This window comes from Micromonospora halophytica (assembly GCF_900090245.1).
GTDB lineage: Bacteria > Actinomycetota > Actinomycetes > Mycobacteriales > Micromonosporaceae > Micromonospora > Micromonospora halophytica.
In genome coordinates, this window is sequence record NZ_FMDN01000010.1 from 141,631 (window position 1) to 164,753 (window position 23,123).

General features: G+C 73.1%; 21 protein-coding genes. 17 read left to right on the plus strand and 4 right to left on the minus strand.

Annotation, left to right across the window (positions count from 1 at the left end; genetic code table 11):
- Positions 1–27 precede the first annotated feature (27 nt).
- Complete coding sequence (locus GA0070560_RS15910) at positions 28–1,020, minus strand: ABC transporter ATP-binding protein (RefSeq protein ID WP_091297505.1); 993 nt, start codon at positions 1,018–1,020, stop codon at positions 28–30.
- A 2-nt stretch (positions 1,021–1,022) separates the two neighbouring features.
- On the opposite strand from GA0070560_RS15910, the gene GA0070560_RS15915 reads away from it, so the two are divergent.
- The 4 genes from GA0070560_RS15915 to GA0070560_RS15930 all read left to right on the plus strand — a co-directional run bounded on the left by GA0070560_RS15915 (position 1,023) and on the right by GA0070560_RS15930 (position 5,238).
- Positions 1,023–1,709, plus strand: a complete 687-nt coding sequence (locus GA0070560_RS15915; protein ID WP_091297509.1) for an ABC transporter permease — start codon at positions 1,023–1,025, stop codon at positions 1,707–1,709.
- A gap of 52 nt (positions 1,710–1,761) precedes the next feature.
- On the plus strand, positions 1,762–2,484 hold the full coding sequence (locus GA0070560_RS15920) for an ABC transporter permease (RefSeq protein ID WP_091297513.1): 723 nt from the start codon (positions 1,762–1,764) through the stop codon (positions 2,482–2,484).
- 159 nt (positions 2,485–2,643) lie between these two features.
- Positions 2,644–3,648: a glycine betaine ABC transporter substrate-binding protein gene (locus tag GA0070560_RS15925; protein ID WP_091297516.1), complete on the plus strand. Its 1,005-nt coding sequence runs from the start codon at positions 2,644–2,646 to the stop codon at positions 3,646–3,648.
- A gap of 168 nt (positions 3,649–3,816) precedes the next feature.
- Positions 3,817–5,238: a hypothetical protein gene (locus GA0070560_RS15930; protein WP_091297519.1), complete on the plus strand. Its 1,422-nt coding sequence runs from the start codon at positions 3,817–3,819 to the stop codon at positions 5,236–5,238.
- A 53-nt stretch (positions 5,239–5,291) separates the two neighbouring features.
- Here GA0070560_RS15930 and GA0070560_RS15935 read toward each other — a convergent pair whose 3' ends face one another.
- Together GA0070560_RS15935 and GA0070560_RS15940 are read right to left on the minus strand one after the other, a co-directional pair.
- Positions 5,292–6,461, minus strand: a complete 1,170-nt coding sequence (locus GA0070560_RS15935) for an NADH-quinone oxidoreductase subunit D (protein ID WP_170839433.1) — start codon at positions 6,459–6,461, stop codon at positions 5,292–5,294.
- Positions 6,458–7,627 carry an SAM-dependent methyltransferase gene (locus GA0070560_RS15940; RefSeq protein ID WP_091297526.1) on the minus strand — a complete coding sequence of 390 codons (1,170 nt, stop codon included), beginning with the start codon at positions 7,625–7,627 and terminating at the stop codon, positions 6,458–6,460. Before GA0070560_RS15940 ends, GA0070560_RS15935 begins: the two co-directional genes overlap by 4 nt.
- Positions 7,628–7,902: 275 nt before the next feature.
- Between GA0070560_RS15940 and GA0070560_RS15945 the strand changes: the two genes are divergently transcribed.
- From GA0070560_RS15945 to GA0070560_RS15990, 10 genes are all read left to right on the plus strand, one after another.
- A complete protein-coding gene (locus tag GA0070560_RS15945) occupies positions 7,903–8,934 on the plus strand; it encodes a Rossmann-like and DUF2520 domain-containing protein (RefSeq protein WP_091297529.1) in 1,032 nt (343 codons plus the stop codon).
- On the plus strand, positions 8,931–9,779 hold the full coding sequence (panC, locus tag GA0070560_RS15950) for a pantoate--beta-alanine ligase (protein ID WP_091297533.1): 849 nt from the start codon (positions 8,931–8,933) through the stop codon (positions 9,777–9,779). The genes GA0070560_RS15945 and panC overlap by 4 nt, the downstream gene beginning before the upstream one ends.
- A 31-nt stretch (positions 9,780–9,810) precedes the next feature.
- Positions 9,811–10,236: an aspartate 1-decarboxylase gene (panD, locus tag GA0070560_RS15955; RefSeq protein ID WP_091297537.1), complete on the plus strand. Its 426-nt coding sequence runs from the start codon at positions 9,811–9,813 to the stop codon at positions 10,234–10,236.
- Positions 10,237–10,426: 190 nt separating this feature from the next.
- Positions 10,427–11,320, plus strand: coding sequence for a septum formation family protein (locus GA0070560_RS15960; RefSeq protein ID WP_091297540.1), 894 nt, complete (start codon positions 10,427–10,429; stop codon positions 11,318–11,320).
- 73 nt (positions 11,321–11,393) lie between these two features.
- Positions 11,394–13,088, plus strand: coding sequence for an L-aspartate oxidase (locus tag GA0070560_RS15965; protein WP_091297544.1), 1,695 nt, complete (start codon positions 11,394–11,396; stop codon positions 13,086–13,088).
- A gap of 117 nt (positions 13,089–13,205) precedes the next feature.
- A complete protein-coding gene (gene nadC, locus GA0070560_RS15970) occupies positions 13,206–14,102 on the plus strand; it encodes a carboxylating nicotinate-nucleotide diphosphorylase (RefSeq protein ID WP_091297548.1) in 897 nt (298 codons plus the stop codon).
- A gap of 13 nt (positions 14,103–14,115) precedes the next feature.
- The gene (locus GA0070560_RS15975) at positions 14,116–14,874 is read left to right on the plus strand and encodes a type III pantothenate kinase (RefSeq protein ID WP_091297551.1); all 759 of its coding nucleotides are present in this window, start codon (positions 14,116–14,118) and stop codon (positions 14,872–14,874) included.
- Positions 14,875–15,070: 196 nt separating this feature from the next.
- The gene (lysS, locus tag GA0070560_RS15980) at positions 15,071–16,579 is read left to right on the plus strand and encodes a lysine--tRNA ligase (protein ID WP_091297554.1); all 1,509 of its coding nucleotides are present in this window, start codon (positions 15,071–15,073) and stop codon (positions 16,577–16,579) included.
- A 108-nt stretch (positions 16,580–16,687) separates the two neighbouring features.
- Entirely contained in the window at positions 16,688–17,038 is a 351-nt protein-coding gene (locus tag GA0070560_RS15985; protein WP_170839434.1) for a histone-like nucleoid-structuring protein Lsr2, read from the plus strand.
- A 469-nt stretch (positions 17,039–17,507) separates the two neighbouring features.
- Positions 17,508–20,039, plus strand: a complete 2,532-nt coding sequence (locus GA0070560_RS15990; RefSeq protein WP_091297564.1) for an ATP-dependent Clp protease ATP-binding subunit — start codon at positions 17,508–17,510, stop codon at positions 20,037–20,039.
- 173 nt (positions 20,040–20,212) lie between these two features.
- On the opposite strand, the gene GA0070560_RS15995 is transcribed toward GA0070560_RS15990, so the two are convergent.
- On the minus strand, positions 20,213–21,115 hold the full coding sequence (locus tag GA0070560_RS15995; protein WP_091297567.1) for an HhH-GPD family protein: 903 nt from the start codon (positions 21,113–21,115) through the stop codon (positions 20,213–20,215).
- A 96-nt stretch (positions 21,116–21,211) separates the two neighbouring features.
- On the opposite strand from GA0070560_RS15995, the gene GA0070560_RS16000 reads away from it, so the two are divergent.
- The 3 genes from GA0070560_RS16000 (at position 21,212) to GA0070560_RS16010 (ending at position 23,114) form a co-directional block, all read left to right on the plus strand.
- Positions 21,212–21,724, plus strand: coding sequence for a glycine cleavage system transcriptional repressor (locus GA0070560_RS16000; protein WP_091297570.1), 513 nt, complete (start codon positions 21,212–21,214; stop codon positions 21,722–21,724).
- On the plus strand, positions 21,721–22,281 hold the full coding sequence (locus tag GA0070560_RS16005) for a peptide deformylase (protein ID WP_091297574.1): 561 nt from the start codon (positions 21,721–21,723) through the stop codon (positions 22,279–22,281). The genes GA0070560_RS16000 and GA0070560_RS16005 overlap by 4 nt, the downstream gene beginning before the upstream one ends.
- Positions 22,282–22,385: 104 nt before the next feature.
- On the plus strand, positions 22,386–23,114 hold the full coding sequence (locus tag GA0070560_RS16010) for a hypothetical protein (RefSeq protein ID WP_091297577.1): 729 nt from the start codon (positions 22,386–22,388) through the stop codon (positions 23,112–23,114).
- The last annotated feature ends 9 nt before the right edge of the window (positions 23,115–23,123 follow it).

Sequence of the window (23,123 nt, forward strand, 5' to 3'; positions counted from 1 at the left end):
GGCCCCGCGCCCGTCCGGCGGGGAGGTTCAGGCCCGAGCCAGCTCCAGTACCCGGGTCCGGTCGAGGGCACCGACCGGCTCACCGTCCACGGTCACCACCACCGCGTCCGTGCCGGCGGTGAGCATCGCGGCCAGCGCGTCGTACGCCGAGCCGCCCAGCGTCAGGGTGGGCAGGCCGGTCCGGTCCGGCGGGACCGGGGCGAGCGCGTCCCGGGGCACCGGGGTGACCGCGAGCCGGCGGATGCCCCGGTCGGCGCCGACGAACTCGCGGACGAACGGCGAGGCGGGCGCGCCGAGCAGGGCGGCCGGGGAGTCGTACTGCTCCAGCCGGCCGCCTTCGGAGAGCACCGCGATCCGGTCGCCGAGCCGGACCGCCTCGTCGAGGTCGTGGGTTACCAGCACGATGGTCTTGCGGACCTCGGCCTGGAGGCGGAGGAACTCCTCCTGCAACCGGGTCCGGACGATCGGGTCGACCGCCGAGAACGGCTCGTCCATCAGCAGCACCACCGGGTCGGCGGCGAGCGCCCGGGCCACCCCGACCCGCTGCCGCTGCCCGCCGGAGAGTTCGTGCGGGTAGCGCCGCCCGAACTGGACCGGGTCCAGCCCGACCAGTTCCAGCAGCTCGCCGGTGCGCCGGCGGATCCGCTCCCTGGGCCAGCCGAGCAGCCGGGGCACCGTGCCCACGTTGGCGCTCACCGTCTGGTGCGGGAAGAGGCCCACGTTCTGGATGACGTAGCCGATCCGGCGGCGCAGCCGTACCGGGTCGACCCGGGTGATGTCCTCGTCGCCGAGCAGGATCCGGCCGCCGGTCGGCTCGATCAGCCGGTTGACCATCCGCAGCACAGTGGACTTTCCGCAGCCGGACGGGCCGATCAGCACCACCAGTTCGCCGGCCTTGACCTCCAGGCTCAGCTCCCGCACCGCCTCGGTCCCGTCCGGGTAGCGCTTGCGGATGCCGTCGAGGGTGATCGAGGCCGCGCTGTGTCCGGCGTCGGCGGTGCCCCCCGGGGTAACGTCCACGTGTGTCCTTCCACCTGAGCCGCCGGGCCGAGCCGGGCAACCCCTGGTTCTCCTGGCAGTACGTGCGGGACAACTCTGACACGATCCTCGCGGCGTTGCGGGAGCACGCCTCGCTGACCGGCCGGGCGGTGCTGATCGCCGCCCTGGTGGCGCTGCCGCTGGCGGTCGTCGCGTACTGGTACCGCGGTCTCGCCGGCCCGATTCTCGCACTCACCGGGGTGCTCTACACGGTGCCGTCGCTGGCGCTGTTCGCCTTCCTGGCCCCGTACCTGGGCATCGGCGCGGTCACGGTGCTGACCGTCGTGGTGCTGTACGCGCTGCTGGTGATCGTGCGCAACGCGGTGGCGGGCCTGAACCAGGTGCCGCCCGAGGTGCGCGACGCGGCCGAGGGGATGGGGTACGGCCGGTGGGCCCGACTGTTCCGGGTGGACCTGCCGCTGGCCCTGCCCGGCATCCTCACCGGGGTACGCCTCGCCACGGTCTCCACGGTCGCCCTGGTCACCGTCGGGGTGGTGGTCGGCCGGGGCGGCCTGGGGCAGCTCATCTTCGCCGGTTTCCAGAACAACTTCTACAAGGCGCAGATCATGACCGGGACGCTGCTCTGCGTCCTGCTCGCCCTGGTGCTGGACCTGCTCCTCGCCGGGGTGGGCCGGCTGCTGACGCCGTGGCTGCGGGGCCGGTCCCGATGAGCGCCGTGGGGACGGGTGCGACGGACGCCGTCGCGGCGGGAAGGCGGACGCGATGAACCCGGTGCAGCAGGCCGTCGTCTGGCTCAACGACCCGCTCAACTGGACCAACCCGGGCGGGATCCTGGACCGGCTCGGCGAGCACCTGAGCATGTCCGTGGCCGCGGTGCTGCTCGGCTGCCTGGTGGCCTGGCCGGTCGGGCTCTGGCTCGGGCACACCGGGCGCGGCGGCGGGCTGGTGCTGCTGATCTCCAACGTCACGCTCGCGATCCCCACCCTGGCGCTGCTGACCATCCTGCCGCTGACCTTCCTCGGCTTCGGCCGGCCGGCCGTGGTGGTGGCGCTGGCGGTGTTCGCGGTGCCGCCGCTGCTGGCCAACGCGTACACCGGGGTGCGGCAGGCCGATCCGGAGGCCCGGGACGCGGCCCGGGGGATGGGGCTCTCGGGTGGTCAGGTGCTGCGCCGGGTGGAACTGCCGCTCGCCGTGCCGTACCTGGCCGCCGGCTTCCGGACCGCCACGGTGCAGGTGGTGGCGACCGCCGCGCTCGCCTCGTTCGTCAACGGCGGTGGCCTCGGGCAGATCATCCGGGCCGGCTTCGGGCTGGACATCGCGGCCGGTGGCGGGCAGATCATCGCCGGGGGCCTGCTGGTCGCCGGGCTGGCCCTGCTGGTCGAGGGGGTCCTCGCGCTGGTCGAGCGGGTGGTCACCCCGCGCCCGCTGCGGCGTACCCGGCGGGCGGCGAACCGACGGGCGGCGGATGCGACGGCGGGCGCCTGATCGCCCAAGGTGACGAACGGGTGACGAAATCCGCTTCGGGTTTGTCCGTCCGGTCCGGAGGATATTGGCTGGACCTCGCGGGCGGCCCGATCGGATCGTCCGTCGGATACGCGGCCGGCCCCCGGAGGGTCGCGCCGGGACACGGGAGGCGGGCAACACATGCGCGTACGGACACGGGTGGCGGTCGGCGCGGTCGGCGCCCTCACGGTGGCCGGGCTGCTCACCGGCTGTGGGGACGCCGGTTCCTCCGGCACGGACGCGCCCGAGCCGGGCGCCGCCGGGGCGGGCTGCGCCCCGGTCGCGGGTGACCAACTGGTCGTCCTCGACGACGACAAGAAGCTCCAGAACACCGACAACATCATCCCTGCGGTCCACGCCGACACGGCGAACCCGCAGCTCGTCGCCGCGCTGGACAAGGTCTCCGCGGCGCTGGACACACCGAAGCTGATCGCGCTCAACAAGGCCGTCGACGTCGACCGCAAGACTCCGAAGGCCGCCGCCGAGGAGTTCGCCTCGGCCAACGACCTCACCGCCGGCATCGCCAAGGGCCCCGGCGGCCAGATCGTCGTCGGCGCCGGCAACTTCTCCGAGAGCCAGACGTTGGCCGAGCTGTACAACATCGCCCTCACCGCGGCCGGCTACCAGGTCAAGGTGCAGCAGATCGGCAACCGGGAGCTCTACGGGCCGGCGCTGGAGAAGGGGGAGATCCAGGTCGTCCCCGAGTACGCGGCGACCATGGCCGAGTTCCTCAACACCAAGGCCAACGGGAAGGACGCCGCCGCGGTCTCCTCACCGGACCTGGACAAGACCGTGACCGCGTTGAAGGCCGCCGGGGACAAGGCCGGCATCGTCTTCGGCGCTCCCGCCGCCGCGCAGGACCAGAACGCCTTCGCCGTCACCAAGGCCTTCGCCGACAAGTACGGCCTGAAGACCCTCTCCGACCTGGCCGCCAAGTGCTCGGGTCAGGCGACCGTGCTGGCCGGTCCGCCGGAGTGCCCGCAGCGCCCCAAGTGCCAGGCCGGCCTGGTGCAGGTCTACGACTTCAAGGCCGGTTCGTTCAGCTCGCTGGACGCCGGTGGCCCGCAGACCAAGAACGCGTTGAAGACCGGCAGCGCCAGCGTCGGTCTGGTCTTCTCCTCCGACGGCGCGCTCGCCACGAGCTGACCCCGGCTCCGGGCGCGGTCGCCTCGCACCGGCCGCGCCCGGGGACCGTCACCGTCGCGTTCCGCCCGCCACCAAGGTGGCACGGTGAACCAGGCACCATTCCTGACCGGGGATTCCGGGTTCCGGCACCGTTCCCAGCCAGGGCATCTGTCGGTAGGCTCCACACCCATGCCCGCCCCGGCTCTCCCCGAGCAGCGCAGTCCCCAGCTGCTGACCGTCCTGTTCTGGATCGGTGTGGCGATCGCGCCGGTCGCGGCGCTGATCCTGCTGGTCGCCGACGGCAACGGCCCGTTGCGGTTCGCCGCCGTGCTGGCCATCATGGCCGTGGTCCTGATCGGCCTGTCGATCGCGCTCCGCAACGACTCGGGCGGCCCGGCGCGCAGCGAGGAGTTCCTCGACGAGCTGGCGCAGTTGCGCCGGGAGTTGCGTGCCGAGATCGTGGCCGCCGCCCAGCGCGGCAACCAGGCGCTCGACCATGCGCAGCGGGTCGATGACCAGGTCGCCGCGTTGCGCCGTCGCCTCGACGCCGCCGCTGCCGGGATCGCCGCAGCCGCCGGGCTGACCGGGGCGGAGGACCCGGCCGGTGCCGGTCGGGCGCGGGTGTCGGCCCCGGAGGTCCACGACGACGCGGTGGGTGGACGGCGTCACGCCGCCGAGGAGGCCCCGGCCTGGGGCCGGGCGACCGCCGACCGGGACGACGAGCCGGCCGGCAGCCGGTACGCCGCTGACCGTCCCGCCGCCGGTCAGGCCGGTGTGTACGGCTCGGCCCGGGCGGCCGCCGCGGACCCGGGGGGCCGCCCGGTGGTGCGGCACACCGAGACGGTGCACGTGACCACCCGGCACACCGTCGTCGACGGCGCCGACCCGGGGGTCGCCGGCAGCTACGGCGGGTACGCCGGCCGCTGGTCGCCGGCCGGCGAGGAGCCGTCGTGGAACGCGCCCGAGCCGGAGCACGCCCGGGCGGGCCAGCGGGACGAGCGCCCCTGGGCGGGTCAGCGCGACGAGCGGGCCTGGCCGGGTGGCCAGCCCGAGGAACGGTCGTGGCCGGAGGAGCGGTCCTGGGACGGGCGGTCCGACGACCGCGCCGACGGATCCTGGGCCGGTGGGTCGTACTCGGCGGACGAGGGCTGGTCCGGGATGCGGGTCGGTGACCGGTGGGCCCAGGTACGCGAGGACGGGCGTGCCCGCGAGGTGCGGGTCGGGGAGCGGCGGGCCGAGGTGCACGCCGACGGCGCCGGGTTCCGGATGCAGGACCGCTGGGCGTCGGTACGCCAGGACGGGTCGCGCCAGCCGGGCGTCCAGTACGGTGGCGGCTGGACCGAGCCGGAGGACCGGCCGGCGCTGCCGCAGGGCGGGGTGTCCGTACCGCAGGAGTGGCGGGCGTCCTCGGCCGGCTGGCAGCCCGCCGAGGAGCAGTGGAGCCCGCAGCAGCCGGCCGGGCAGTGGCGGGCTCCCGCGCCGCGGGAGCCGGTCGACGCGTGGCGGGCGCCCGAGCCGGAGCCGCCGGCGCGCCAGCAGTGGGGTGGTGGCGAGGGGTACGGCTATCCGCCGCAGGACGAGACCCCGCGCGCCGGTGGCCGCTGGCGCTGAACCCCGGGTCGAGGCCACCCGGGCCGGCGCCGCGACCGCCGTGACCCGACGGGTCACTTGTCGATGTCGCCGACCACGAAGAACATCGAGCCGAGGATGGCGATCAGGTCCGGCACCAGGCAGCCGGGGAGCAGGGTGGCCAGCGCCTGCACGTTCGCGTACGACGCGGTGCGCAGCTTGAGCCGCCACGGCGTCTTCTCGCCCCGGGACACCAGGTAGTAGCCGTTGATCCCGAGTGGGTTCTCGGTCCAGGCGTAGGTGTGGCCCTCGGGGGCCTTGACCACCTTGGGCAGCCGGGTGTTGACCGGCCCGGTCAGCCGGTCGACCCGGTCCAGGCACTGCTCAGCGAGGTCGAGCGAGGCGTACACCTGGTCGAGCAGCACCTCGAAGCGGGCGTGGCAGTCCCCGGCGGTGCGGGTGACCACCGGCACGTCGAGCTGGTCGTACGCCAGGTAGGGCTCGTCGCGGCGCAGGTCCAGGTCGAGGCCGGAGGCCCGGGCGACCGGTCCGGACGCGCCGAACGCGGCGGCGTCGGCGGCCGAGAGCACCCCCACCCCGACGGTGCGGGCCAGGAAGATCTCGTTGCGCCGGATGAGGTTGTCCAGGTCGGGCATCCGTCGGCGCACCTCGCCGATCGCGGCCCGGGCACGGCCGGTCCAGCCGGCCGGCACCTCCTCCTTCAGGCCGCCGACCCGGTTGAACATGTAGTGGATCCGGCCGCCGGAGACCTCCTCCATCACCGCCTGGATGGTCTCCCGTTCCCGGAACGCGTAGAAGACGGGCGTGATCGCGCCGATCTCCAGCGGGTACGAGCCGAGGAACATCAGGTGGTTGAGCACCCGGTTCAGTTCGGCGAGGGCCATCCGCAGCCAGGTGGCCCGCTCGGGCACCTCCATGCCCATCAGCCGCTCCACGGCGAGCACCACGCCCAGCTCGTTGGAGAAGGCCGACAGCCAGTCGTGCCGGTTCGCCAGCACGATGATCTGCCGGTAGTCACGGACCTCGAAGAGCTTCTCCGCCCCCCGGTGCATGTAGCCGACGATCGGCTCGGCGGCGACCACCCGCTCGCCGTCGAGCACCAGCTTCAGCCGGAGCACGCCGTGCGTGGAGGGGTGCTGCGGCCCGATGTTGAGCACCATGTCCGCGCCGAGCTGCTGCCCGCCCGCGCCGGTGCCGACGGTCAGTTCGCGGAGGTCGCCCGCGTCCGTGGTCATGCCCGTCATCGTGCCATGAGGGGATCGGCGGCGACGCCGACCGGTTGCCGGAGCCAGCGGTGCCCGCCGAGGCCGGCCGGGTCGGTCAGCTCGGCCACCGTCGACGCGGCGGCCAGCGCCCGCACGTACCCGGCGGGGTCGCGGGAGGCCAGGCCGAGTGGTGGTCGCCCGCCGTCGGCCCCGAGCGCCCGCAGCGCCTCCCGCTGCGACATCAGGGAGTACGCGCACCGGGCGACCCGTTCACCGGCGGAGGCGACCGAGTCCATGGCGACGTGCGCGGTGACGTCGCACGACCCGTCCGGCACCGGCGGCACCTGCCGCCCACCCCGGTACCCGGTCAACGTTCCGCCGGCCGGCCTCTCCTCCCTCAGGTGTCCGTAGTCCACGGCCAACGCCAGCCCCCGGTCGACCCTGCTGACGGCTGCTGCCCACGCCTCGTCGCGCGTCCGGCCGATCTCGGCCCGTGGGCCGATCGGGTGCGGCGGTTCCGGGCTGCCCGACCGGCTCCGGGCGGTCAGGCGTGATCCCTCCGCCGGTCGGGCAGCCCGGAACCCCGATCCGGTCGCTCCGATCTCGCCGGTTCCGGGCCCGTCGACGGGGTGGCCTGTCGGGGCGGGCCACCACCGGTCGAGCCATTCCCGGTCGGCGGGGTCGACCGGGTCACCCACGGTCTCCTCGCCGGTGGTCGGGTCGACCAGCAGGTACCGCCAGCCGTCCGGGGTCGGCACGGCCACGTCGAGCGGCACGTTGTCCAGCCACTCGGTGGCGACCAGCAGTCCGATGATCCTGCCGGGGATGTCGTCGGTCCACTCGATGTCGGCAGGGAGGTTGTCGGGCCGGGGTGCCTTCTCGACGGCGACCAGGCGTACCCGATCGGCGAGCGGAATCGGTGGCGCGGACGACGGGCCCTCGGGCGGCGACCCGGAAACCCGCACGGCCCGGAGCAACGCGACCAGCAGCTCACCCCGGCCGGCCCCGACGTCGACAAGGTCCAGGCGGGACGGGTGGCCGAGGGCCGCGTCGACCCGGGTGAGCAGGCGGAACAGGGCCGTGGCGAAGACCGGGGAGGCGTGCACGCTGGTGCGGAAGTGCGCGGCCGGCCCGGAGCCGGCGACGAAGAAGCCGCCCGGCCCGTACAGCGCCCGGTCCATCGCGTTCCACCACCGCATCGACATCAGTTCATCCCAGGTTCAGGGTGCGTCACCGTGCCGACCCTACGGTCAGCCGGTATGAAACGAGTGTTCGTCCCCGCCCGGACACCGACGTCGAGTTTCGTCGGCACCGGGTTCCCGCGCGGCCTGCGGTGACACCCGGACCGGGTCGCTGTGCGCAACCGGAGCGGCCCGGTCCCACCCTCGGTGAAGGTTTTCACACACCCTTGTTCGAGCTCCGTAACCACAGCGCATACTTGCCCTCGACCGGTACCCCCTTCGAGGACTGGATCGTTGCCATGAGCGCACCGCTGCGCCCGCGTCCGGCCGCCCCGCGTGGGGCCGCCGTACCGCCGGGCGGCGCCTCTGCCGGCGCCCCGCTCACCTTCCCCCGTACCCTCACCGTCGGTGTCATCGGCGCCGGCCGGGTCGGTGCCGTGCTGGGCGCCGCGCTCGCCGCCGCCGGGCACCGGGTGGTCGCCGCCTCCGGCGTCTCCGGCGCCGCCAAGGCCCGGATCGCCCTGCTGCTCCCCGGCGCCCGGAACCGCTCCGCGACCTCGGTGGCCCGCGCCGCCACCGACCTGCTGATCGTCGCCGTCCCGGACGACGCGCTGGCCTCGGTGGTCGCCGGCCTGGCCGAGACGGGGGCGCTGCACCCCGGTCAGGTGGTCGCGCACACCTCCGGCGCGCACGGGCTGGCCGTGCTGGCCCCGGCCGCCGCTGTGGGCGCGCACCCGCTGGCCCTGCACCCCGCGATGACCTTCACCGGTACGCCGGACGACGTCGGCCGGCTCGCCGGCATCTCGTACGGGGTGACCGCCCCGGCCCAGCTGCGCCCCCTCGCGGCCCGGCTGGTGGCCGACCTGGGCGGGGTGCCCGAGTGGGTCGGCGAGGCGGACCGCCCGCTCTACCACGCGGCCCTGGCGCACGGCGCCAACCATCTGGTGACCCTGGTCAACGAGGCGGCCGACCGGCTGCGGGACGCCGGTGTGGCCAACCCGGAGAAGGTCCTCGCCCCGCTGCTGCGGGCGGCCCTGGAGAACGCGCTTCGCCTCGGCGACGACGCGCTGACCGGTCCGGTCTCCCGGGGCGACGCGGGCACCGTACGCCGGCACCTGGCCCGGCTGGCGGAGACCGCGCCGGAATCTGTGGCCCCCTACCTGGCGTTGGCCAGGCGGAGCGCCGACCGGGCCATCGCGGCGGGCCGGCTGCGGCCGGTGGACGCGGAGTCGCTGCTCGACGTGCTGGCCGGAAAGGGAGGTGGAGCCGTGAGTGCGAGGAGTGAGCCGGTTTTGCGAGCCCCGCAGTCGCGAACCGAGGTGAAGCCGTGACGGAGCTGGTGCACACCCGGGCCGAACTGGCGAAGGCGCGGGACGGCCTGCGTGGGGTCGTGGGCGTGGTGATGACCATGGGCGCGCTCCACGAGGGCCACGAGACGTTGATCCGGGCGGCCCGGGAGCGGGCCGACCACGTGCTGGTGACGGTCTTCGTGAACCCGTTGCAGTTCGGGCCGCACGAGGACTTCGACCGGTACCCACGCACCCTCGACGCGGACCTGGAGGTCTGCCGCCGGGCCGGGGCCGACGTGGTGTTCGCCCCGTCGGTGGCCGACATGTACCCGGACGGGCAGCCGGCGGTACGCATCAACCCGGGGCAGCTCGGCGAGGACCTGGAGGGGCTGAGCCGGCCCGGGTTCTTCCACGGGGTGCTGACGGTGGTGCTGAAGCTGCTCCAGCTGACCCGTGCGGATCTCGCCTTCTTCGGCGAGAAGGACTACCAGCAGCTCACCCTGGTCCGGCGGATGGTCCGCGACCTGGACGTGCCGGTCGAGGTGGTCGGCGTGCCGACCGTGCGGGAGCCGGACGGCCTGGCGCTGTCCAGCCGCAACCGTTACCTCTCGCCCGAGGAGCGGCGGACGGCGTTGAGCCTGTCGGCCGCGCTGCGGGCCGGGGCCGCCGCCGCCGACGAGGGGTACGACGCCGGGGAGGTGCTCGCCGCGGCCCACCGGGCGTTCGCCGCCGCCGGTGCGCAGGCGCGGCTCGACTACCTGGTGCTCACCGATCCGGACCTGGAGCCGGGCCCGGTGTCCGGGTCGGCCCGGTTGCTGGTCGCCGCCTGGGTGGGTGGCACCCGGTTGATCGACAACATGGCGATCCGGCTCACCCCTCGCTCCTGACCACCCGACCACACCTGCTGAAAGGCGCCCCATGTTCCGCACCATGCTCAAGTCGAAGATCCACCGGGCCACGGTGACCCAGGCCGACCTGCACTACGTCGGCTCGGTGACGGTGGACCAGGATCTGCTCGACGCCGCCGACCTGCTCCCGGGCGAGCAGGTCGCGATCGTGGACGTGACCAACGGGGCCCGGCTGGAGACGTACGTGATCCCGGGCGAGCGGGGCAGCGGCGTGATCGGCATCAACGGTGCCGCCGCGCACCTGGTGCACCCCGGTGACCTGGTCATCCTCATCTCGTACGGCCAGATGGACGACGCCGAGGCCCGCACCTACCACCCCCGCGTGGTCCACGTCGACGCCGACAACAGGATCGTCGACCTCGGCACCGACCCGGCAACCGCCGCCCCCGGTACCGCCGGCACCCCCATCCCCAACCCCCTGGCCCTCCTTTCCTGAGCCCACCCCCTTTCCCCGTCGATCTTGCACTTGAGGTCGACGAAATGCCCCGATAGGCGCGTTTCCTCCCGGCCCCAAGTGCAAGATCGCGGCGGGTGGGCGGGAAGGTCCGGTCTGTCACCGGGGGGTTGGGGGCGGTTACGCTGGGCGGGCCGTCGGGATCGACGGTCGTCGGCTGGGGGAGGCCGCGATGCGCCGTGCGATGAGGAGCGTGGCCGCCGCGCTGGTGGCGGCGGTCCTGCTCGTCGGGTGTGCCGGGACCGGTGGGCTGGACGGCGACCTCACCGACGACTGGGCGGCGCTGGCCGCGCCCGGCCCGTTCACGCCCGAGGCCGGCGTCTGCCAGGTCGGCGACTTCACCGACACCGTGTCCCTGACGGCGTACGCGCCGGTGGACTGCGCGGTGGCGCACCGGGTCGAGACGGTGCACGTGGGTGTGTTCCCCGCCGGCCGGGCCGAGCCACCGGTCGTCGGCTCGCCTGAGCTGCGCGGCGCCTTCGCCGAGTGCGACACGAAGGCGACCGGGTATGTCGGCGACGAGTGGCGGGCTGGCCGGCTGCGGCTGGCCGTGGCGCTGCCCGCCGCGCCCGGCTGGGCGGCCGGCTCCCGCTGGTTCCGGTGCGACCTGAGCGAACTGGACACGGTCGAGGCCGCCGCGAAGGTGGTGGCCCGCACCGGCAGCCTGCGCGACGCCCTCAAGGGCCCCTCGCCGCTGCGCCTGGGCTGCCAGCGGACGACGGAGGGTGCCGGGCGGGTGCGGACCCTGACCCCGGTGGAGTGCGGCGTCACGCACGACGCCGAGTTCGTCGGTGTGTGGGCGGCGCCGGACCGGCCGTACCCGACGAAGGACGCCGAGTGGGCCCCGCTCTATGCCGGCTGCCGCACGGTCCTCGGCCGGTACGTCGGGGTGCCCGACGACGCGAACCTGCGCTTCCGCAGCGGCGTCGTGGTACGCCCGCCCGGGGCGGGGCGCTGGCGGGTCGGTGACCGGGGCGTGCGCTGCTACCTCTGGCTCAGCGACCGTACGGTGACCGCCTCGCTCAAGGGCGCAGGCCCGGCCGGCCTACCCGTCCGGACCAGGTAGCGGACGTCGTAGCCCAAACCACTCGTCGTGCCCCCGCCGCCCGGGATGAGAGGCCTTCGGGTTGACTGTCTGCATGGACCTTCCGACCGTCGACCTGCCGGCCCTGCCCCGTCTGCTGGCCGCTCCCGCGCCCGGCTGGGTGGAGACCACCGACGTGATCGTGGTCGGCTCCGGGGTCGCCGGTCTCACCGCCGCGCTGCACCTGCGGGAGGCGGGCCTGCACGTCACCGTCGTCACCAAGGTCAACATCGACGAGGGGTCGACCCGCTGGGCGCAGGGCGGCATCGCCGCCGTGCTCGACCCGGCGGACACCCCGGCCGCGCACGCCTCGGACACCGAGATCGCCGGCGTGGGGCTCTGCGACCCGGACGCGGTCCGGGTACTGGTGCAGGAGGGGCCGACCCGGCTGCGGGAGTTGATGCGTATCGGGGCGGAGTTCGACCGCAACCCGGACGGCTCGCTGATGCTCACCCGTGAGGGCGGGCACCGGGCCGACCGGATCGTGCACGCCGGCGGTGACGCGACCGGCGCCGAGGTGCAGCGGGCGCTGCACGCCGCCGTCCGCCGTGACCCGTGGATCCGCCTGGTCGAGCACGCCCTGGTGCTGGACCTGCTGCGCGCCCCCGGCGACGGCCCGGACGGCCTCGGCCCCGCCTGCGGCATCACCCTGCACGTGCTCGGCGAGGGCAGCGAGGACGGCGTCGGGGCGATCCTGGCCCGGGCGGTGGTCCTCGCCACCGGCGGCATGGGCCAGGTCTTCTCGGCGACCACCAACCCGGCGGTCTCCACCGGCGACGGGGTGGCGCTGGCCATGCGGGCCGGCGCGGCGGTCACCGACGTGGAGTTCGTGCAGTTCCACCCGACCGCGCTGATCGTCGGAGAGCACGCCCGGGTCCCCGGCGCGGGCCTGGCCCAGCAGCCGCTGGTCTCCGAGGCGCTGCGCGGCGAGGGCGCGCACCTGATCGACGATGACGGCAAGCGGTTCATGGTCGGCCAGCACGAGCTGGCCGAACTGGCCCCCCGGGACGTGGTCGCCAAGGGCATCCACCGGGTGCTGCTGGCCACCGGCGCCGACCACGTCTGGCTGGACGCCCGCCACCTCGGCGGGGACTTCCTCGCCGGGCGCTTCCCGACCATCGTCGCCTCCTGCCTGGCCATCGGCGTCGACCCGGCCACCGACCTGATCCCGGTCGCCCCCGCCGCCCACTACGCCTCCGGCGGCGTCCGCACCGACCTGCGCGGCCGCACCTCCATCCCCGGTCTGTACGCCTGCGGCGAGGTCGCCTGCACGGGCGTGCACGGGGCGAACCGGCTGGCCAGCAACTCGCTGCTGGAGGGGCTGGTCTTCTCCCGCCGGATCGCCGAGGACATCGCCGCCGGACTGCCCGAGCAGGCCAGACCGGCGGAGACCGGCGCCTGGGTCGGCGGCGAGGGCGGGGTGGTCCCGGCCGAGGGCACCTCGACCCTGCAACGGGCGATGACCCGGGGCGCGGGTGTGCTCCGCTCAGCGCGGACCCTCGCCGAGACGGCCGCCACGCTGACCGGGCTGGGCCAGGAGCGGGGCACCCCGCGTACCGCCGACTGGGAGGCGACGAACCTGATCACCGTGGCGTCGACGCTGGTCGCGGCCGCGTACGCCCGCCGGGAGACCCGGGGCTGCCACTGGCGGGAGGACTTCCCGACGGCCGACGAGCGCTGGCAGGGCCACCTGGTCGCCGGGATCGGGACGCAGGGCAGGTTGACGTCCCGGTGGGAGGGGTCGGTGTGAGCGCGAGGAGTGAGCCGGTCTTGCGAGCCCCGCAGTCGCGAACGGAGGGGTCGGTGTGAGCGCGAGGAGTGAGCCGGTCCTGCGAGCCCCGCGGTCGCGAACGGAGGAGGAGTCACGGTGAGGGAGTCGACGGAGCTGGCGCTGACGACGGGCGGCCTGGACCCGGAGCGGGTGCGGCGGGTGATCGTCGACACGCTCACCGAGGACCTGGGGGCGGACTTCCTCGACGTCACCAGCGTCGCCACCATCCCGGACGCGCAGACCGACACCGCCGACCTGGTCGCCCGGGCCCCCGGCGTGGTGGCCGGGCTGGCGGTGGCCGCCGCCGTGTTCGAGCTGGTCGGTGAGGTCACCGGCGCGGACCGTACCGTCGAGGTGTCGCTGGTGGCCCACGACGGGCAGCGGGTGGCGCGCGGCGACGTGCTGGCCACGGTGACCGGCCCGACCCGGCTGCTGCTCACCGCCGAACGCACGGCGCTCAACCTGCTCTGCCGGATGTCCGGGGTGGCCACTCACACCCGGGCCTGGGCGGATGCCCTGGCCGGGACGAAGGCGCTGGTGCTGGACACCCGCAAGACCACTCCGGGCCTGCGCGCCCTGGAGAAGTACGCGGTGCGCGCCGGTGGTGGCACCAACAAGCGGATGGGCCTGCACGACGTCGCCATGATCAAGGACAACCACAAGCTCGCCGCAGGCGGGGTCGCGGCGGCCTACCGGCGGGTCCGGGAGGCCTTCCCCGACGTGCCGGTGCAGGTGGAGGTGGACACGGTCGCCGAGGCGGTCGAGGCGGTCGAGGCCGGCGCGGACTTCCTGCTGCTGGACAACATGCCCCCGGAGACGCTGCGCGAGGTGGTGGCGAAGGTCGGTGACCGCGCCGAGTTGGAGGCGACCGGCGGGCTGACCCTGGAGGTGGCCGCCGAGTACGCCGCCACCGGCGTTGACTTCCTGTCGGTGGGCGCGCTCACCCACTCCTCGCCGATCCTGGACGTCGCGCTGGACCTACGGGAGGAGTGACTAGGCTGCGTGCGTGCTGCTCTGCATCGACATCGGAAACACCAACACCGTGCTGGCGACCTTCGACGGCGACAAGCTGGTGCACTCCTGGCGGATCAAGACCGATGCCCGGTCCACGGCGGACGAACTGGGTCTGATGTTCCGGGGGCTGCTCGCCGGTGACGCGGTGGAGATCACCGGGGTGGCCGCCTGCTCGACGGTGCCGGCCGCGTTGCGCTCGCTGCGGACCATGCTGGCCCGCTACTACGCCGACCTGCCGAGCGTGGTCGTCGAGCCCGGGGTGCGCACCGGGGTGCAGCTCGCGATCGACAACCCCAAGGAGGTCGGCTCGGACCGGGTGGTCAACACCCTGGCCGCGTACACCCTCTACGGCGGCCCGTCGATCGTGGTGGACTTCGGCACCACCACCAACTTCGACGTGATCAGCGGGCGGGGCGAGTTCCTGGGCGGCGCGTTCGCCCCGGGCATCGAGATCTCCTTCGACGCGCTCGCCGCCCGGGCCGCGCAGCTGCGCAAGGTGGAGGCGACCAAGCCCCGCTCGGTGATCGGCAAGAACACCGTGGAGTGCCTCCAGGCCGGCCTCTACTTCGGCTTCGCCGGCCAGGTGGACCGGATCGTCGAGCGGATGATCGACGAGATGGGCGAGGTGAAGGCGGTCATCGCCACCGGCGGCCTGGCCTCGCTGGTGATCAACGAGTGCCGCACCATCACCCACCACGAGCCGATGATCACCCTGATCGGCCTGCGGATGGTCTACGAGCGCAACACCTGACCGGCCGCCGCCGGGCTCGGCGCCGCCTCCGGACAACAGGGCCGGAACCGGTCGTGTCGGGCCGTCGCAGCGCCGAAGGAGAGGGCGTGAGTGGGGTCCGTCATGGGCGGCAGGTTATCCCGTAACGGCCACCGGGGCCCTTGAGTACGCTCATGGGCTGACCCGCCGAAACTCCCTTAGCTTGAGGAAGCGTGCCGTGACCGAGCAGAACGCCGTGCCAGTGGACCCCGCCGACGACCTTCCCGAGCAGATGAAGGTCCGCCGGGAGAAGCGGGACCGGATGCTCGCCGAGGGCGTCGAGCCGTACCCCGTCGGATATCCCCGGACCAGCACCCTGGCGGAGATCCGCGAGAAGTACGCCGAGCTGCCCACCGACACCGCCACCGGTGACCAGGTCTCGGTCACCGGTCGGGTGATCTTCGTGCGGAACACCGGCAAGCTCTGCTTCGCGACGCTGCGCGACGGGGACGGCACTGAGTTGCAGGCCATGCTCTCGCTGGACCGGGTCGGCGCCGAGCGGCTGGAGGACTGGAAGCGCCTGGTCGACCTCGGCGACCATGTCGGGGTCACCGGTGAGGTGATCACCAGCCGCCGGGGCGAGCTGTCGGTGCTGGCGCAGGAGTGGGCGGTCACCGCCAAGGCGCTGCGCCCGCTGCCGGTGGCGCACAAGCCGCTGAGCGAGGAGGCCCGGGTCCGCCAGCGCTACGTGGACCTGGTGGTGCGCCCGCAGGCCCGGCAGATGGTGCGTACCCGGGCGGCGGCGGTCCGCAGCCTGCGGGACTCGTTGCACGGCGAAGGATTCATCGAGGTCGAGACCCCGATGCTCCAGTTGCTGCACGGCGGCGCGGCGGCCCGCCCATTCGTGACCCACAGCAATGCGCTCGACACCGATCTGTATCTGCGAATCGCGCCGGAACTGTTTCTCAAGCGGGCGGTCGTCGGCGGCGTCGACCGGGTCTTCGAGATCAACCGCAACTTCCGCAATGAGGGCATCGACTCCTCGCACTCGCCGGAGTTCGCGATGCTGGAGGCGTACCAGGCGTACGGCGACTACGACACCATGGCCGAGTTGACCCGTAATCTCGTGCAGCGGGCGGCGGTCGCGGTGAGCGGTTCCACGGTGGTGACGCACGCCGACGGCCGCGAGTTCGACCTGGGCGGCGAGTGGCGCTCGGTGACCCTGTTCGGGGTGCTTTCCGAGGCGCTCGGCGAGGAGGTCACGGTCCGCACCGAGCGCTCCCGTCTGGTGGAGTACGCCGACAAGGTCGGCGTCTCCGTCGACCCGAAGTGGGGGCCGGGCAAGCTGGCCGAGGAACTGTTCGAGGAACTGGTCGTGCCGGGGTTGCAGGCGCCCACGTTCGTCCGCGACTACCCGGAGGAGACCAGCCCGCTGACCCGGGCGCACCGTAGCGAGCCGGGGCTGGCCGAGAAGTGGGACCTCTACGTGCTCGGCTTCGAGCTGGGCACCGCGTACTCGGAGCTGGTCGACCCGGTGGTGCAGCGGGAGCGGCTGGTCGCGCAGGCGCAGCTCGCGGCGCGGGGCGACGACGAGGCCATGCGGCTCGACGAGGACTTTCTGCGGGCCATGGAGTACGGAATGCCGCCGGCCGGCGGCATGGGAATGGGAATCGACCGGCTTCTGATGGCGCTGACCGGCCTGGGAATTCGGGAAACCATCCTGTTCCCCTTGGTTCGCCCTGAGTGACGGGCGAACCATCTCCGGCTCGTTACCGCATCCTGTTGACGGGGCAAGCGTCGCCCGGGTTATCTTGTTTGTATCGCAGGAGCGCCCTGCTCGAAAGGAATGTGGGACGTGGCCAAGCAGATCATTCACAAGCTGGTCGATGACCTGGACGGCGGGGACGCGGACGAGACCGTGAAGTTCGCCCTCGACGGCGTTCAGTACGAGATCGACCTCTCGAACTCGAACGCGGAGAAATTGCGCGAGACATTCGCGCCCTACGTGGCGGCGGGCACCCGGGTCGGTCGGGGCGGGGTGGTGGTCGGCGGCCGGGCCGCGCGCGGCCGTGGTGGCGCCACCGCCGACCGGGAGCAGAACAAGGCGATCCGGGCCTGGGCCAAGAAGGCGGGCAAGGAGATCTCCGACCGCGGCCGCATCCCGCAGGAGATCGTTGACGAGTACCACTCCAAGGCCGGTCACTGAGCCGACCGCGGAGGCGACCCGACGCCGGACCGGAGCACGTCTCCGGGCCGGCGTCGCCGTATCCGCCCCCGGACCGCCGCCCCCGGACCGCCGTCCACGCGCCGGCCCGGGCACGCCCTGTCCCGGGGCTCGTCCGGCCGGGAAGATTCCCGCCGGGGGCGGCGTTGTCCACAGCCGGTGGAGAATCTGTCCACAGCCTGTGGACGAGCCATCGGGCCGCCGGGGAGCCTTCCGCACCCGGGGCGAATTTCGCTCTGCGCGTACAGGCCGGGTGCCCGGAACACCTCCTGAGCGCGGAGGGTTGGGCAAAACGACGTCTGAACGGCTCGTCACGGGGGCACACGACCTCAGCGGAGCCCGTCGGCGGCGATAGAGTAATGAGGCAAGGACGCCCGTCCCGGACGTCCGCGCACCGGCCCCGCCAAGATCTCGCACATCGAGGCGCACGGCACGTGAGGAGCACGAGGGCATGTTCGAGCGGTTCACCGACCGAGCGCGACGGGTTGTCGTCCTGGCCCAAGAAGAGGCCCGGATGCTCAACCACAACTACATCGGTACGGAGCACATCCTGCTGGGCCTGATCCACGAGGGTGAAGGTGTCGCGGCAAAGGCCCTGGAGAGCCTCGGCATCTCCCTCGAGGGCGTCCGTCAGCAGGTCGAGGAGATCATCGGCCAGGGCCAGCAGGCACCGAGCGGGCACATCCCGTTCACGCCGCGGGCCAAGAAGGTGCTGGAGCTGTCGCTGCGTGAGGCGCTGCAGCTCGGCCACAACTACATCGGCACGGAGCACATCCTGCTCGGGCTGATCCGTGAGGGTGAGGGCGTCGCCGCCCAGGTGCTGGTCAAGCTCGGCGCCGACCTCAACCGGGTCCGCCAGCAGGTGATCCAGCTGCTCTCCGGCTACCAGGGCAAGGAGCCGGCCGCTGCCGGCGCCGCGCCGGGCGAGGCCGCGCCGTCGACCAGCCTCGTGCTGGACCAGTTCGGCCGCAACCTGACCCAGGCCGCCCGCGAGGGCAAGCTCGACCCGGTCATCGGGCGCGAGAAGGAAATTGAGCGGGTCATGCAGGTGCTCTCCCGCCGTACCAAGAACAACCCGGTTCTCATCGGCGAGCCCGGTGTCGGCAAGACCGCCGTGGTCGAGGGGCTGTCCCAGAAGATCATCAAGGGCGAGGTGCCCGAGACGCTCAAGGACAAGCAGCTCTACACGCTCGACCTCGGCGCCCTGGTGGCCGGTTCCCGCTACCGCGGTGACTTCGAGGAGCGCCTGAAGAAGGTGCTCAAGGAGATCCGCACCCGCGGCGACATCATCCTCTTCATCGACGAGATCCACACCCTGGTGGGTGCGGGCGCGGCCGAGGGTGCGATCGACGCGGCCAGCATCCTCAAGCCGATGCTGGCCCGTGGCGAGCTGCAGACCATCGGTGCCACCACGCTCGACGAGTACCGCAAGCACCTCGAGAAGGACGCCGCGCTGGAGCGCCGGTTCCAGCCGATCCAGGTGGGTGAGCCGTCACTGGCCCACACCATCGAGATCCTCAAGGGCCTGCGCGACCGGTACGAGGCGCACCACCGCGTCTCGATCACCGACGCCGCCCTCGTCGCCGCCGCAACCCTGGCCGACCGGTACATCTCCGACCGCTTCCTGCCGGACAAGGCGATCGACCTGATCGACGAGGCCGGCGCCCGGATGCGGATCCGCCGGATGACCGCGCCGCCGGACCTGCGCGACTTCGACGAGCGCATCGCCCAGGTGCGTCGCGACAAGGAGTCCGCGATCGACGCGCAGGACTTCGAGCGCGCCGCCCAGCTGCGCGACAAGGAGAAGCAGCTCCTCGGCCAGAAGGCGCAGCGGGAGAAGGAGTGGAAGGCCGGTGACCTGGACGTCGTCAGCGAGGTGGACGACGAGCAGATCGCCGAGGTGCTCGGCAACTGGACCGGCATCCCGGTCTACAAGCTGACCGAGGAGGAGACCTCGCGCCTGCTGCGCATGGAGGACGAGCTGCACAAGCGCGTCATCGGCCAGGAGGACGCGGTCAAGGCGGTCTCGAAGGCGATCCGGCGTACCCGGGCCGGCCTGAAGGACCCGAAGCGCCCGTCCGGCTCGTTCATCTTCGCCGGCCCGTCCGGCGTCGGTAAGACCGAGCTCTCCAAGGCGCTGGCCGAGTTCCTGTTCGGCAGCGAGGACGCCCTCATCCAGCTCGACATGTCCGAGTTCCACGACCGCTACACGGTCTCCCGGCTGGTGGGTGCCCCTCCCGGCTACGTCGGCTACGACGAGGGTGGCCAGCTGACCGAGAAGGTGCGGCGTCGGCCGTTCTCGGTGGTCCTCTTCGACGAGATCGAGAAGGCCCACCCGGACGTGTTCAACACGCTGCTCCAGATCCTGGAGGACGGCCGGCTCACCGATGGCCAGGGTCGGATCGTGGACTTCAAGAACACGGTCATCATCCTGACCACCAACCTCGGTACCCGGGACGTCGCCAAGGCGGTCTCGCTGGGCTTCCAGGCCTCTGAGGACTCCGAGTCGAACTACGACCGGATGAAGCAGAAGGTCAACGACGAGCTCAAGCAGCACTTCCGGCCCGAGTTCCTCAACCGGATCGACGACACCATCGTCTTCCACCAGCTGCGTCAGGGCGAGATCCTCTCGATCGTGGACATCATGACCGCGCGGATCGAGACCCAGCTGCGCAACAAGGACATGGGCCTGGAGCTGACCGACAACGCCAAGAAGTACCTGGCGAAGAAGGGCTTCGACCCGGTGCTGGGTGCCCGGCCGCTGCGTCGGACCATCCAGCGCGACATCGAGGACAACCTCTCCGAGCGGATCCTCTTCAACGAGCTGACCCCGGGTCAGATCGTGGTGGTGGACTGCGAGGGCGACCCGGAGGACATCGACAAGTCCAAGCTGGTCTTCCGTGGCGCGGAGCGTCCGGTCAACGTGCCGGACGCGGTCCCCGCCGACCTCGGTGGCACCGCCGCCGCGGGCGCGGACGAGTAAGGGACGACAGCGCGAGGGCGACGGCCCGGTGGCGGATGCCACCGGGCCGTCGCCCTTTCCGTTCTTGATCGACTCCTTGTCGGAGACGTGGCGGTATCCGACGCCTGGTGACACCGCGATATCGCCGCAACGGAGTGGGCCAAAGATCAGCCGAGGTACGGTTCCGGGGTGGGTCAGCCGACGGGCTGGGCGGCGGGACCGTCGCCGATCAGCCGGAACGACTCCTCGCCGACCGGCTCGACCAGGCCGTCCTTCACCAGCCCGGCCAGCGCCCGGGCGCGCTGCACGTCGTCGTGCCACACCTGGTCGAGCCGCTGGTGCGGGACGGGGCCGGTGGCCTCCCGCAGCACCCCGAGCAGCAGCCCACGGACCTGACGATCGGTGCCGGCGTACCGCTGGGGCCGTCGGGTGGGGCCGGCGGGGGCCTCCCGCCCGGACGCCCGCCAGGCGCAGACCGACTCGACGGGGCAGACCGCGCAGCGTGGCGCGCGAGCCGTGCAGACCACCGCGCCGAGTTCCATGAACGCGGCGCTGGCCAGGGCGGCGGCGGCCGGCCCGGTCGGCAGCAGTTCCTCGCAGGCGACCAGGTCGGACGGTCGGGTGGCCGGACCGGCGTCCGGCTCGCCGGCCACCGCCCGGGAGATCACCCGGCGGACGTTGGTGTCCACCACCGGATGCCGCTGCCCGTACGCGAACGCGGCGACGGCCCGCGCCGTGTACGTGCCGACGCCGGGCAGCGCCAGCAACTGCTCCAGCCGCTCCGGCACGTCACCGCCGTGCCGGTCCACGATCGCCACCGCGCAGTCGCGCAGTCGTACCGCCCGGCGGGGGTAGCCGAGCCGTCCCCACATCCGGATCGCCTCGGCGGGCGTGTCGGCGGCGAGCGCGGCCGGCGTCGGCCAGCGGTCCATCCATGCCTGCCAGGCGGGGAGCACCCGGACCACCGGGGTCTGCTGGAGCATCACCTCGCTGACCAGGATCGCCCACGCGCCCACGTCCGGTTCGCGCCACGGCAGGTCGCGGGCGTTCTGCTCGTACCACCGGCTGACCAGGGTGGCGAAGGTCGGTTCAGTCATCGCGCCGACGATGATGTCACGCGATGCGTTCCCGCAGGATGGGCGGGCCGGGCGGGGCGATTCGGGGGGCGGGGGTGGATCGGGCAGAATGCCCGGATGAACGAGCTCGCGATCACCGTCATCGGCCGGGACCGGCCCGGCATCGTGGCCGACGTCGCCGAGGTGCTCGCCCGGCTCGGCGCGAACCTCACCGACTCCACCATGACCCGGCTGCGGGGTCACTTCGCGATGACCCTGATCTGCGTCGGTCCGGCGGCCGCCGAGGTGGAGGCCGCCCTGGCCCCGCTCGCCGCCGACGGCCAACTGCTGGCGACCGTACGCGCGGTCAGCCCCGACGGCGAGACGGCGCCGGCCGGTGAGCCGTACGTGATGGCGGTGCACGGCGCGGACCGGATGGGCATCGTGGCGGCGATGACCCGGGTGCTCGCCGAGGCCAGCGGCAACGTCACCGACCTGAGCACCCGGCTCACCGGGTCGCTCTACGTGGTGGTGGCCGAGGTGGACCTGCCGCCGGGCATCGCCGACGCGCTGGCCCGCCGGCTCGCCGCCACCGCCGCCGACCTGGGCGTCGAGGTCTCGCTGCGCCCCGCCGACCCGGACCTGCTGTGAGCGAGGAGTACGCCGGCCTGGGCGGCTGGACCCCGGACGCGCTGGCCCTGCCGGGCCAGGTGCGTCAGGTGGTCACCGCCCCGAACCCGGTGCTGAGCCGTCCCGGCGGGGAGGTCGATCCGACCGCCGAGGAGACCGTCCAGTTGGCCGCCGACCTGATCGCCACCATGCGCGTCTCGCCGGGCTGCGTCGGGCTCGCCGCCCCGCAGGTCGGGGTGGGCGCGCAGGTCTTCGCGGTGGACATCACCGGGCACCCGAAGGCGGTCACCGTGCACGGCACCTTCGTGCTCTGCAACGCCCGGGTGGTGGAGGCCAGCCGGTGGAAGGCGGGCAGGGAGGGCTGCATGTCGGTGCCCGACCTGACCGGGGACGTGAAGCGGGCCAGCCGGCTGGTGGTGGAGGGGGAGCTGCCGGGCACCGGCAAGTCCGTCCGGTTGGCCACCGACGGTTTCGAGGCGCGTGCGTTGCAGCACGAGATCGACCACTGCGCCGGTCTGCTCTTCCTCGACCGGGTGGCCGGCGCGCACGCCGTCTACCAGCGCAAGGTCTACCTGTGACGGATTCGACCGCGTCCTGAGTGGATGGTCGATCGGGTGAGGCGGACGAAGTCCGGCGCGTCGCGGCGGCGCTGTGCGCGGTACGCCGCTACGGTGGGGGCATCATGCGTCTGACGGTCGGTCCCCTGCCATCCGCCGTGTACTGGCGGCGTCGTGCCGTCGTACTCGGAGCCGGGCTCCTCTTCCTGATTGTCGTGCTCTACTCGTGCAACGGGGCGGACGACACGGCGAAGACACCCGGTGCGAAGTCCACCTCGTCCGCTTCCGCCGTGGAGCCGTCGGACGCGACACCGACCCCGGACTCCGTCTCCCCGTCGGCCGGACCCGACGGTCCGGGCCCGTCGGGCGGTCCGGCCGGTGGCTCGGGTACGCCCGCCGCGCCGCCGCCCGCCGATCCGCCGGTCGCCCCGGTCGGGGGAAGTGGCAGCGACGCCGGTGCCTGCACCGACGCCGAGATCACCGTGACCGCGGTGGCGCGGCCCTCGGTCGTCCCGCCGGGCAACCTGGTCGACCTGCAACTGCGGGTGAAGAACAAGTCCCAGCGCACCTGCAGCCGGGACGTCGGCGCCGACCTCCAGGAGCTGTTCATCAAGTCCGGCGCGGAGCGGGTCTGGTCGTCGGACACCTGCGGCACCGGCAAGGGCTCCGACGTGCAGTCGTTCACCCCGGGTTTCGAGCGGCTCTACCAGCTCACCTGGAACGGCCGGGACGTCAGCAAGTGCGCCGACGGGGTGGCGGCCGGGCCGACACCGCCGCCGGGGCCGTACCAGGTCTTCGCCCGGGTGGGCAGCAAGCTCAGCGAGCCGGTGAAGCTCACCATCGCGGCCAACTGACCGGGAGCG